This is a genomic window from Paenibacillus sp. JL3B1040, assembly GCF_057063165.1.
Genome location: NZ_CM169317.1, coordinates 39,842 through 52,748 on the forward strand (window position 1 = coordinate 39,842; position 12,907 = coordinate 52,748).

The 12,907-nt window shown below is 56.1% G+C and carries 10 protein-coding genes; all 10 read left to right on the top strand.

The genetic code is table 11. The features are described from left to right. Positions 1-44 precede the first annotated feature (44 nt). The 10 genes from purR (at position 45) to ACZF99_RS00235 (ending at position 12,771) form a co-directional block, all read left to right on the top strand. Positions 45-881, top strand: coding sequence for a pur operon repressor (purR, locus tag ACZF99_RS00190; RefSeq protein ID WP_483608026.1), 837 nt, complete (start codon positions 45-47; stop codon positions 879-881). Positions 882-1,057: 176 nt separating this feature from the next. Continuing rightward, complete coding sequence (gene spoVG / locus ACZF99_RS00195) at positions 1,058-1,342, top strand: septation regulator SpoVG (protein ID WP_036618134.1); 285 nt, start codon at positions 1,058-1,060, stop codon at positions 1,340-1,342. 205 nt (positions 1,343-1,547) lie between these two features. Continuing rightward, on the top strand, positions 1,548-2,948 hold the full coding sequence (gene glmU, locus ACZF99_RS00200) for a bifunctional UDP-N-acetylglucosamine diphosphorylase/glucosamine-1-phosphate N-acetyltransferase GlmU (protein ID WP_483608028.1): 1,401 nt from the start codon (positions 1,548-1,550) through the stop codon (positions 2,946-2,948). Positions 2,949-3,050: 102 nt separating this feature from the next. Further along, entirely contained in the window at positions 3,051-4,004 is a 954-nt protein-coding gene (locus ACZF99_RS00205) for a ribose-phosphate diphosphokinase (RefSeq protein WP_483608030.1), read from the top strand. Between the two features lie 426 nt (positions 4,005-4,430). Then, positions 4,431-4,991, top strand: coding sequence for an aminoacyl-tRNA hydrolase (gene pth / locus ACZF99_RS00210; RefSeq protein WP_483608032.1), 561 nt, complete (start codon positions 4,431-4,433; stop codon positions 4,989-4,991). Between the two features lie 81 nt (positions 4,992-5,072). Next, on the top strand, positions 5,073-5,303 hold the full coding sequence (gene fin, locus ACZF99_RS00215) for an anti-sigma-F factor Fin (protein WP_483608034.1): 231 nt from the start codon (positions 5,073-5,075) through the stop codon (positions 5,301-5,303). 160 nt (positions 5,304-5,463) lie between these two features. After that, a complete protein-coding gene (mfd, locus tag ACZF99_RS00220) occupies positions 5,464-8,988 on the top strand; it encodes a transcription-repair coupling factor (protein WP_483608036.1) in 3,525 nt (1,174 codons plus the stop codon). Between the two features lie 16 nt (positions 8,989-9,004). Further along, positions 9,005-10,078 carry a peptidylprolyl isomerase gene (locus ACZF99_RS00225; RefSeq protein WP_483608038.1) on the top strand — a complete coding sequence of 358 codons (1,074 nt, stop codon included), beginning with the start codon at positions 9,005-9,007 and terminating at the stop codon, positions 10,076-10,078. Between the two features lie 313 nt (positions 10,079-10,391). Further along, entirely contained in the window at positions 10,392-10,934 is a 543-nt protein-coding gene (spoVT, locus tag ACZF99_RS00230) for a stage V sporulation protein T (RefSeq protein ID WP_483608040.1), read from the top strand. A gap of 208 nt (positions 10,935-11,142) precedes the next feature. After that, a complete protein-coding gene (locus ACZF99_RS00235) occupies positions 11,143-12,771 on the top strand; it encodes a putative polysaccharide biosynthesis protein (RefSeq protein ID WP_483608042.1) in 1,629 nt (542 codons plus the stop codon). Positions 12,772-12,907: the final 136 nt, after the last annotated feature.

The window sequence follows — 12,907 nt, forward strand, 5'->3', positions numbered from 1 at the left end:
GTTATAGTTTCATTAAAATATTCGGATTTAGCGAGGGGTACTTCGTGAAGAAATTAAAGAGAAGCGCTCGTTTGGTAGAAATGACCCATTACCTGTTGTCCAGACCGCACCATTTGATCCCGTTAACCACCTTTGCCCAGCGGTATGGAGCAGCCAAGTCGTCGATCAGCGAGGATTTGGGCATCATCAAAGAGGTGTTTGAAGGCGAGGGGATGGGCGTATTGCTGACGCTCGCCGGAGCGGCTGGCGGCGTGAAGTACATTCCCCGGGTCGGCCGGGAGCAAGCGACCGCTTTTATCGGGCAGCTTTGCGAGAAGTTGGCGCAGTCGGACCGGATTTTGCCGGGCGGGTACTTGTACATGTCGGATCTTTTGGGACAGCCGGCTTTGATGAATGAGGCGGGTAAGCTGTTTGCAACGGCGTTCGGCGATTTGGAGATCGACTGCATCATGACCGTGGAAACGAAGGGCATTCCTCTTGCGTATGCGACCGGAGCCGAGCTGAATCTCCCGGTTGTCCTGGTCCGACGCGACCATCAGGTGACGGAAGGATCGGCCGTTAGCATCAATTACGTATCGGGCTCCCATAAGAGCCTGCATACGATGACCTTATCCCGCCGGGCGCTGAGGGAGCGTTCCCGCGTGTTGATCGTCGACGACTTCATGAAGGCGGGGGGCACGATCCAGGGCATGGTCGACCTTCTGGCCGAGTTTAACGCGGAGGTTGCCGGCGTCGGGGTACTGGTGGAATCGGGCGAAGTGGCCAGCGAGCAGCGTCTGCTGCATGATTACGTCTCGCTTGCGACGCTTCGGGCCGTCGACGCCAAGGAGAAGGAGATCTCAGTAGAACCTGGGAATTATTTTTCGAAATTTGGACAATAAGAACGATGTCGAGTGTCGCTCAGATTGTAAGAGTTCTCGACGAAACGTGTCGAAAAGCCCGTTTTATCAAAAAAAATTCCTGATTTCAAGCCTTTTTGTTGATTAAAAAAAAGGATTTCCGTTTGCTATGTGGAATATTACACCAAGTCTCTGATGGAAAAAGGTGGTGAACACATATGCAAATTACGGATGTAAGACTCCGCCGAGTCAGCTCTGAGGGCAGAATGAAGGCAATCGCATCCATTACCATCGATAACGAATTTGTTGTTCATGACATTCGCGTCATCGACGGGAATAACGGGATGTTCGTAGCTATGCCTAGCAAGCGCACGCCGGACGGGGAGTTCCGGGACATCGCGCATCCGATTTCCTCCGGCACCCGCGAGAAAATTCAAGCTGCAGTCCTGGCTGAATACGAGCGTGCCGCCGACCAAGAGGAAGCGATTGAAGAAGGGGCGTAAGTCGCATTGATTTGATTCTTGACCAATTGGGGTTCGAGGAAAAGGGAGCCATGTGCGCATGGCTCCCTTTTCTTTTTGCCCTAAATGAGATATATTCAGTTATGAGTTTAAGACAGCGTAAAATCAAAATTCAAAAAGTCAGGTTTTCCGTACCGAGAGAGAAGATGGCTTTTTGAGTTACCTCTTAGAGAAGGAGGCCGGGGCCTTGAAGAGATTAGCTATCGTTCTTGCCGCGGGTCAGGGGAAACGGATGAAGTCCAAGCTTTACAAAGTCCTCCACCCCGTTTGCGGTAAACCGATGGTCGGGCATGTGTTGGACGCGGTTCAAGAAGCGGGTTGCGAACGCAGCATCGTGGTTGTCGGCCACGGAGCCGAAGCCGTCAAATCCTATTTGGGTTCATCGGCGGAATACGTGTTGCAGGAGCAGCAACTGGGAACCGGACATGCCGTCAAGCAAGCCGGGCCATTATTGGCGGGAGAAGAAGGAGTCACACTGGTTATCTGTGGCGATACCCCTTTGGTTACGGCAGAGACGCTGGAAGCGCTGTTTGACCTTCATAACCGAAAGGGAGCGGCGGCGACCGTTCTCACGGCGAACATGGAGCAGCCGTACGGTTATGGCCGGGTGATCCGCGGCGCGAACGGAACGGTTGAACGGATCGTCGAACAGAAGGATTGTTCGCCGGAAGAAGCCGCCGTGCAGGAAATCAACACAGGCACTTATTGTTTTGATAATGCGAAATTATTTGCCGCGTTGGAGAAAGTCACCAACAACAACGCTCAGCAGGAGTATTATCTCACCGACGTCATCGGCATCTTGGTGCAGGCGAACGAAATCGTGGAAGGATATGCGGTGGAGGACGTTCGGGAATCGATTGGCGTCAATGACCGGGTCGCCTTAGCGGAGGCGGAAGCGGTCATGCGCGAGCGCATCGTTCGAAGTCACATGTTGAACGGCGTAACGGTCATTGATCCGGCTTCCACCTATATCGGTGTCGACGTCACGATCGGTGCCGACACCGTGGTTTATCCGGGAACCGTTCTGTCCGGGAAGACTGCCATCGGCGAAGATTGCGTGATCGGGCCGGCTGCGGAAATTGAAGATAGCGTGATTCAAGACGGCGCGAAGGTGAAACAGTCGGTGCTCAGCCGGGCGGAGGTCGGACGGGAAACGACGGTGGGGCCTTTCGCTTATTTGCGTCCGGGGACGAAGCTTGGAGCGCACGTGAAAGTCGGCGATTTCGTGGAAATTAAGAATGCAACGCTTGATGACGGCTCCAAAGTCTCGCACCTCAGCTACATCGGCGACGCGAAAGTCGGCAAGAACGTCAATATCGGCTGCGGCGCGATAACGGTGAACTATGATGGTTATAATAAGTCCATTACGGAGATCGAAGACGATGCCTTTGTCGGCAGCAACGTGAACTTGATCGCTCCGGTTAAGGTGGGCAAAGGCGCTTATGTCGTTGCCGGATCGACGATTACGCATTCGGTTCCGGAGAACGACCTGGCCATCGCCAGAACCCGGCAGGAGAACAAACCGGGGTATGCCGAGAAGATTCGGGCCCGGGCCAAAGCCAAGAAGCAAAGACAGCAGGAATCTTAATCAAGCATGCAGTGACCATTTGAATAGACGGGGTAGCTGGGAAGGCGGGTTCATTTCATTACTCCCTAACGCTATCTACACAGCACGGAGGGTTTTAATTTTATGACTTATTGCGATTCTAAATTAAAGATATTCACCTGTAACTCCAATCCTAAATTGGCTCATCAGATTGCCGATTACATCGGTATTCCGATGGGGGATTCGGAGACGACGAGCTTTAGCGACGGCGAGATTCAAGTCAAGCTGTCCGAAAGCGTTCGGGGCTGCCACGTCTACGTGGTGCAATCGACCTGCGCGCCCGTCAACGATAACTTGATGGAGCTCCTCGTCATGGTGGATGCCTTGAAAAGAGCTTCGGCCAAGAGCATCAATGTGGTTATCCCGTATTACGGGTATGCCCGCCAGGACCGGAAGGCTCGCTCGCGCGATCCGATCACGGCCAAGTTGGTCGCCAATTTGATCGAGAAAGCCGGCGCTCACCGGGTAATTACGATGGACCTTCACGCTATGCAGATTCAAGGCTTCTTCGATATCCCCGTGGATCATATGCTCGGCGTGCCGATTTTGGCGCAGTATTTCCGGTCCAAGCATATCCTGAATCCGGTCGTGGTATCGCCTGACCACGGCGGGGTGGTTCGCGCCCGCAAATTGGCCGATTTCCTGAATGCGCCGCTGGCGATCATCGACAAGCGACGTCCGGAGCCGAACGTCAGCGAAGTCATGAACATCATCGGGAACATCGAAGGAAAAACAGCGATCCTCGTGGATGACATCATCGATACCGCCGGCACGATCGTCCTTGGCGCTAACGCGCTGAAGGAAGGCGGCGTCGAAGAAGTGTACGCCTGCTGTACGCATCCCGTGTTGTCCGGGCCGGCGATGGAACGTCTGCAAAACTCTCCGCTGAAGGAAGTGATCGTAACCGATACGATTCCGATCACGCATCCGAATCCGACAAGCAAACTCAAGGTGCTGTCCGTCGCCCCGCTGATGGGCGAAGCGATCATCCGCGTGCATGAGGAGCTGTCGATCAGCAAGCTGTTCGAGATCGAATAAAATGGTCACTGCCACACCAGGGGTTGCGTCCTCCCGAACGGGGACGTAACCCCTATCGGTGTGTTGGCCGTTGCTAGTGTATGTAGGTGAAAAAGGTGTTGTGGGGGTCGTTGGACAGGTGCGTTGGACGGAAGCAGGCAGCCGTGTGCGGATTTCTAGGATTGGACTAAATAATCATTTCACCCGCTTGCCTTAATCCGCCCAACGAGGAGGAGTTCCAACTAGATCAATCAAAAGGGGCGTATACGGCTAAAATAGTTGGATGTTTTCCACTTCCTAACCGTTAAATGGCGTTAAGCTGCCGAAAGGGATTTCTTAGGCCGTCCCCTGAGAAAGTAAGTTAGTTAACGAACACCAGAGGCGCTTAAGAGACACATCAGAGTGCGAGGAAACGCCACAGTAACCTGATTTGGAGGTACATGAACCATGAAGTGGATCGTGGGGCTCGGCAATCCGGGAGCCCAATATGAGAAAACCCGGCATAATATCGGCTTTATGGCCGTGGATGAGCTGGCGCGCCGGCATGGCATCGAGATCAAGCAGAGCAAATGCAAGGCTTTGATCGGGGAGGGGATGCTCTCGGGCGGCAAGGTGGTGCTGATCAAGCCGATGACTTACATGAATCTGTCCGGTGAAGCGGTGCGCGCTTATATGGACTACTATAAGGCGTCGATCGAAGATATGATCGTAGTATACGATGACCTGGATACCGAGCTGGGGCGCAACCGGCTGAGATATCAAGGCAGCGCCGGCGGGCACAATGGCATCAAGTCGATCATTCAGCATACCGGCACGCAAGTTTTCAACCGCATCCGCATGGGCATTTCCCGGCCGGAGCCGGGGTTTTCGGTGGTCGATTACGTGCTGTCCGGTTTCGCCAAAAAAGATAAGCCGTTGCTCGAACAGTCCATTCAGGCGGCGTGCGATGCGTTGGAGTACAGCTTGGACCATACGTTTGAACAAACGATGGCCAAGTTTAACGGCTGAGGTTGATAGCACCGCCGACAGGCTAAAAGCTGACCGCCCGGGGCATACTGGAGACATAAAGAATCTTCAGGAGGCATATAGATGGCTATAAACTACGTTTGCCGGCACTGCCGGACGGTCATTGGTAGAATTGAAGCGCCTCAGGTGACGGAAGCGCAATTGGGCTTTCATTCCTTGACCCCCGATGAGCGGAGAGATATAATAGCGTATGATTCGAACGGCGAAATGACGGTTCGGGTAACCTGCGACTATTGCAGGGAAGCGCTCGAACATAACCCGGAGCTGATGCTGCTTGCGAATCCTTTGCAATAGTCGGCAAGCCGTCAGGAATAATGGACAAATTCACCGGAATGTAAGGTTATAGAGCCTTGGCACGTTTGCTGAGGCTCCTTTTTGGTTCGGGTAAGGCGGACTTACCCTTTGCGTCTACACATAGATTCCCTATCCATCAGCAGTAAGAGAGGTGCCTCATTTGCTACAAGCACTTATTCAAGCTTTTTCGCGCGATACCGATTTCGCTTCGACGGTAGCGGGCGTAAACTCGGGCATGAAGGAGCAGTTGATCTCCGGCTTGTCGGGTTCGTCCAGACAGGTGATGTTGGCTGCGCTGCATCAAGAAACGAACCGGCCGCTGCTCGTCGTGACCCACAATATGTTTGCCGCGCAGAAGATCTATGAAGATTTACAGGAAGCGCTATCACCGGAGCAGGTGCTGCTGTACCCGGCCAACGAGCTGGTTGCCGCCGAATCGGCCGTATCCAGTCCGGAGACGCTGGCGCAGCGCATCGAGGTACTGCTGCAATGCTCCCGGGGATTCCGGGGCATCGTGGTGGTGCCTTATTCCGGCATTCGCCGCTTTATCCCGGCGCCGGAGATCATGGCCGAAGCGGGACTGACGGTCCGGCTTGGAGGCACGCTGGAGCTGGAGCATTTCCTGGCCCAAATGGTCGAGCTCGGCTACGAGCGGGTGGAGCGGGTGGAATCCCGCGGCGAGATGAGCCTGCGCGGTGGGATCATCGACTTTTATCCGCTTACCGCTTCTACGGCTTACCGCCTGGAGCTGTTCGACGACGAAATCGACTCGATCCGGACCTTCGATCCGGCCGATCAACGGTCAGTGGACCAGATCGATAAAGTGTTCATCCCGCCCTGCAAGGAGCTGGTCGCATCTAAAGACCGGCTCGAACAGGCCGCACAGGCCGTGTCCGAGAAGCTGGAAATCCAGTTGGACAAGATGACCGACCGCCAGGCGAAGAACCGGCTCCGCGAAGAGCTGTTCAGAGAAATGGAGATGCTGCGCGAGCAGGTTTATTTTTCGGAAATCTATAAATATATTTCTTTGATTTATCCCGAGAGAAAAACGCTATACGACTATATGCCCAGAGATACGCTGCTTCTGCTCGACGAACCGGCGCGTCTGCTCGAGACGGCCAAGCAGTTGGAACGCGACGAAGCGGAATGGAATTTGCACCTGTTCCAGAACGGCAAGAGCCTGCCCGACCTGCCGCTGGCGGTAGACGTGGATCACCTGATCTACCACCGGCCGTTCCAAACGCTGTTTATGTCGCTGTTCCTGCGCCAAGTACCGCATTCCCAGCCGCAGAACATCGTGAACTTCGTGACGCGGGCGATGCAGGATTTTCATGGGCAAATGAATGTGCTGAAGGCGGAGATGGAGCGTTGGAAAAAAAGCGGCGCCCACGTCGTCATGCTGGCCAGCACCGAAGAGCGCATGGATCGGATGCGGCGGGTGCTGCAGGATTACGGCATTGAGGAACCGTCGCTGCTGCAGGGCAACCTGCAGTCCGGGTTCGAGCTGCCGTCCGTACATCTTGTCGTCATCACTGAAGGCGAGATGTTCTCCCAGAAACAGCGCAAAGCGCGCCGCGTCGGCAAAAGCATGGACAATGCCGAACGGATCAAAAGTTATACCGAGCTAAAGGTCGGCGATTACGTCGTCCATCAGAATCACGGGATCGGCAAATACATGGGGATCGGAACGCTGGAGGTCGGCGGGATCCACAAGGATTACATGCACATCCTGTACGCCGGCGGCGACAAGCTGTCGGTGCCGATTGAACAGATCGACATGATTCAGAAATACGTCGGTTCCGAGGATAAGGAGCCGAAGATTTACAAGCTGGGCGGCAATGAGTGGACCCGTGTGAAGAACAAGGTCCGTTCCTCCGTGCAGGATATTGCCGACGACTTGATCAAGCTGTACGCCGAGCGGCAAGCCGCGCCGGGATACGCCTTCGAGAAGGACACTCCCGAGCAGCAGGAATTCGAGGCCATGTTCCCGTACGAGGAAACCCCGGACCAGCTGCGGGCGATCGAGGAGATCAAGAAGGATATGGAGCAGAGCCGTCCGATGGACCGCCTGCTGTGCGGTGATGTAGGTTACGGCAAGACCGAAGTCGCGATTCGTGCCGCCTTCAAGGCGGCGATCGAAGGCAAACAGGTCGCGGTGCTTGTGCCGACGACGATTTTGGCGCAGCAGCATTATGAGACGTTCCGCGAGCGGTTCGCCGGCTACCCGATTAACATTCAGACACTGAGCCGTTTCCGCAGCCGCAAGGAGCAGAACGAAACGATTAAAGGCGTTCGACAAGGGACGGTGGACATCGTGATCGGGACCCACCGGATTTTATCGCAGGATCTGGTCTTTAAGGATTTGGGACTGTTGATCGTCGATGAAGAGCAGCGGTTTGGCGTGACGCATAAAGAGAAGTTGAAGAAGCTGAAAACGAACGTGGACGTCCTGACCTTGACGGCGACGCCGATTCCGCGAACCCTGCATATGTCGATGCTGGGCGTACGGGACCTGTCGGTCATCGAGACGCCGCCGGAAAACCGGTTCCCGGTGCAGACCTATGTCGTTGAGCACAGCCAGTCGCTCGTGCGCGAAGCGATCGAGCGAGAAATGGCGCGGGGAGGCCAGATTTACTACCTTTATAACCGCGTGCAAGGCATTCAGGAAATGGCCGCGCAGATTTCCATGCTCGTGCCCGAGGCGCGGGTCGGGATCGGGCATGGCCAAATGTCGGAGCAGGAGCTGGAGAAGACGATCCTCGACTTTCTTGACGGGGAATACGACGTCTTGGTCAGCACCAGTATCATCGAGACCGGCGTGGACATTCCAAACGTGAACACGCTGATCGTACATGATGCCGACAAGATGGGCCTGTCCCAGCTGTACCAGCTGCGCGGCCGCGTCGGACGGTCCAACCGGATCGCCTACGCCTATTTTACGTATCAACGCGACAAGTCTTTGACCGAGGTGGCCGAGAAGCGGCTGCAATCCATTAAGGAATTCACCGAGCTGGGTTCCGGCTTCAAGATCGCCATGCGCGACTTGGCGATCCGCGGCGCGGGCAATTTGCTCGGCGCGGAACAGCACGGCTTTATCGCTTCCGTCGGATTTGATCTGTACTCGCAGATGCTGGCCGAGGAGATCCAGAAACGCAAAATCTCGATGCTCGGCGAGACCGTGCAGGCTGAAGCGACCTGGAATACGACAATCGATCTGGGAATCGACGCCTATTTGCCGTCGGATTACATCTACGACAGCATTCAGAAGATCGAAATTTATAAGAAAACCGCGTCCGCTTCGTCATTCGAGGATGTGTCCGAGCTGGAGGACGAGCTGCTGGACCGGTTCGGCGAACTGCCGGAGGCCGTGCAAAATCTGCTCTCTGTCGCCCGCGTGAAGCTGTACGGCAGGCAGTACGGCATCGAGTCGATTACGCTGCGGGGCGAGGAAGTGACGATCAAGTTCTACGAAGGCCGGGAGAAGGTTGTCGTTCCGAGCAAGCTCGCGGAGGTTGGCAATCTGTTCGGAAGACGTGTACAATTTAGTCAAGGATCCGTGATGCTGATCCGGATCAAAACCAAGGGAATGGACGACAAAGAGTTGATGGGCTTGCTGGAGCAGTTTCTCGGAGCCCTAAAGGATGCGTTCAAAGCGAAAGGGGAACTACAGGATGTTTCAAAGTAAAAGGCGCTCATGGAGGATGCTGCTGATTGCCCTCGTAGCGGTATTGGCTTTTTCCGTTATGGCAGGATGCGGTAAAAAAGAAGCAAGCTCGGGAGGGAAAGATACGAGTAAGGTTATCGCAACGTACGAAGGCGGCGAAATCACGGAGAACGAATTCGACCTCGAGCAGCGGATTGTGCTGGCGCTTCAGCCGCAAATGGAACAGTTCATGCAGTTGGAGGATTTCCGCCAATATTTGATCAAGCAGGAGATCGCTTATGAATACCTCGAGGCCCAAGCCGACGACAAGACGAAGGAAGTTGGCAAGAAGAAGGCCGAGGAGCAATTTGACCTGATGAAATCGTCGTATGGCGAAGACAGCTTCAAACAAATGCTCGACGCCCAGAAAATTTCCGAAGCCGATTTCAAGAACTACATGGTGCGGATTTATACCGTGATGGAGGGCGAACGGCAGAAGGTTTCCGAAGACGACGTGAAGAAGGAATTCGAAGCGACCAAACAGGAATACACAAAGGCTTCGGTTCGTCATATCTTGATCAACTTCACGGATCCTGAAGGCAAAGAGCGCACCTCCGAGGACGCGCTGAAGCTGGCGAAGGACGTCAAAGCCAAATTGGACAAGGGGGAGGACTTCGCCACCTTGGCGAAAGAGTATTCCGAAGACCCGGGCTCCAAGGATAACGGCGGTTTGTACGAAAACGTGGAGGTTAGCAATTGGGTAGAAGCCTTTAAGCAAGCCGCTTTGACCCAGCCGCTGAACCAAATCGGCGATCCGGTGGAGACCGAGTACGGCTACCACATTATCCGCGTGGAAGCTCGGACCGAGAAGAATTACGAGGATTTGACCCAGGAAGAGAAGGATATGATCCAAACGACGCTGGCCTCAACCAAATTGGACGAGTTCATGTCGGGGGATTTGGAGAAGAAGATCATCAAGAAAATCGAACTCCCTAAAGTGGAAACGAGTACGGGCGAAAATGGAACCGATGCGGGAACCGATGCCGGTTCGAATGCGGGCACGAATGCCGGTACGAGCGGCAATGGAGCCGCCAACGATGCCGGCACGAATGGCGGCAATACGAGCAAATAAGCAGGATGATCACGAAGCAGCGCGGAGAGGTTCGCGCTGCTTTTTGATGCGGACATTTTTCCTATACGCGGACGGCCGTTAAAAATCATGGTTCATTATGATGAATAAGGTGTTCGCCCAGGATGAATACTATGGTCAGAATCACAGAACAAGCCATCCCTGTCCCCACCTTCGGCCGCTCGTTTTGGCGAAGCTTATGGCGCATACATCTGTGTAAAGCCGCAGATTTTGTATAAAGTCCGATCAGGTGAAGCTTAAGGAAAAAATTCAAGCCGTAGTTCAAAACTTCTAAGAAAGCGGGGCATCAAGTGAAATGAAAGCTACTGGTATTGTACGCCGTATCGATGATCTGGGCCGTGTTGTTATCCCTAAGGAAATCCGCCGAACCTTGCGGATTCGGGAAGGAGATCCGCTCGAAATTTTCGTGGACCGGGATGGAGAAGTGATTTTGAAAAAATATTCGCCGATCGGCGAGCTTGGCGACTTTGCCAAGGAGTATGCGGAGTCGTTGTACGAGAGCACCGGTCATATTACCTTAATTTCCGACCGTGATACGATCATTGCCGTCGCGGGGGCTTCCAAGAAGGAATACCTTGAGAAGCCAATCAGCCCCCTGCTGGAGAGCAGCATGGACAGCCGTAAAATCATCATGGAAACGGAATCGGGGTCCTACGAAATGACGAAGGATCATCCGGAGAATATCTCCTCGTTCGTGATCGCGCCGATTATTGCCGGCGGGGATCCGATCGGAACGGTGGTGCTTGTCAACAAGGACGACTCGGTAAAAATGTCCGGTTTGGAATCGAAAATGGCCGAAACGGCGGCCGGTTTTCTGGCGAAACAGATGGAGCAATAGACCGAAGGCATTCGGGTTTAACGCATGGAAGAACTTACACACCCCGCTATTTCGGGCGGACGCGATCCGTTCCCAACGAAGAGGGTTGTGTAAGTTTTTTGCATTTTGTCCGGGGAGAAATGGCGACAGCCCCTCGTTTCGTCATATAATGGAACCTGTTAGCTGCATATTCAGGGCCATTATCGATGAAGCAAAGTAGGTTGCCGGAATGGAAACGAAGGAAAATCTGTCCTCGAAACTGCTGAAGGGAGCTGCCGTGCTGAGCGCGGCGGCTTTGATCACCAAGTTGCTGGGGATGCTGCAGAAAATCCCGCTGCAAAATATCGGGGGAGACGGCGTATTTGGCATATACAATACGGTATATCCCTTTTACACCCTATTGATCACGCTCACGACATCGGGGTTTCAAGCGGCGGTCGCCAAATTCGTCGCGGAACGTCAGGCGCCCGGGCTGGAACGGGAACGGAACGACGTGCTGCGGCTGGCTGCGGCAGCGATGACCGTATTGGGGGTCGTTTTTGCGCTGCTGCTTTATTTCGGGGCGCCGGCGTTGTCGCGGCTCATCGGCAGCAGTCTCCTGATCCCGGCCTTTCGCGGGGCGGCGCCGGCCCTGCTGTTCGTCCCGGTGGCCGCGGCGCTGCGGGGGTATTTTCAGGGGCACCAGAATATGACACCGACGGCGGTATCCCAGGTGACGGAGCAGGCCATCCGGGTAACGGTCATGATTGTTCTGCTCTTGGCGTTAAGCCGGTTGGGGGCCGGAGAACAAAGTCTGGCAGGCGGGGCGCTCCTCGGCTCTTCGGCGGGGGCGGCCGCCGGTCTCGTCGCGATGCTGCTGTATTGGCGGGCCTTTACCCGTTCCGGGCGGCGTCGGCGGAATGAGGCACGGACGGCGGACAAGCGGCCGTTGCGACAGGAGCAGCGAAACAAGCTTCTGTCCGCGCTGCTAAAATATGCGTTGCCGATCAGCCTCGCCTCGCTTGCGATTCCGCTGATCAGCCTGGTGGACACGTTCACGCTGCCGCGATTGCTCTCCGCCCACGGAGAGGAACTGCGCGTCATGGCCCAGGTGGGCGTATACAACCGGGGCATCCCGCTGGTTCAGCTCGTCACGATGCTGGCGACGTCGCTGTCGGTGCTGTTCATCCCGGCGATGGCCGAACTGCAGATGAAGGCGGATCCCGGGGCGATCCGGCGTCAAGTTCAGGTGGCCTTGCGCTGGTTTTGGCTGATCGGCCTGGCGGCATCGCTGGGGCTCACGCTGTTGGCGGAGCCCATCAACGTGATGCTTTACGAGGATGCCGCGGGCTCGGCCACCTTGGCCTGGGTGGCCTGGACGGCCGCGCCCGGCGCGCTGGTCGCGGTCACGAGCGCCCTCTTGCAGGGCCTCGGCCACGTGCGCGCCCCGGCGCTGCACCTGCTCGCTGCGGCGCTGCTCAAGACCGCGCTTAACGCGGTGCTCGTGCCGCAGCTTGGCATCACCGGCGCCGCGATCGCCGGCGTCGCCGCGTACGGCGCGGCAGCCGCGCTGAACACCGCGCTGCTGCTACGCCGGGTCCGGCTGCGTCCGCGCCTGCGGGACGCGCTGCTGCGCCCGGCGGCGGCCGCCCTGGCGATGGCCGCCGCGGTGCTGGCGCTGCGCCTCGCCGCCGCCGAGCTGCCCGCGGGCCGCGGCACGGCCGCGGCCGTGAGCCTGCTCGGCGTGCTGCTGGGCGCAGCCGTGTTCGCCGCCGCGGTGCTGCGCATGCGGCTGCTCAGCGCGGCAGAGCTGGGCGCCCTGCCGCGGGTGGGCCCGAAGCTGCTGGCGCTGCTTCGGAAGCTGCGGCTGCTGCCGTAGCCCAGCAGCGCCGCCGCTGGGGGAGCCGAGCCTCTCGAGGACCTCGGCCTCCGGCACTGCACCTGCCCCGATTTTATAATCGGCTGCCGCAGTGGTATAGTAGAAGGTAATTCAAAAAACATCTTTTGATCACGAA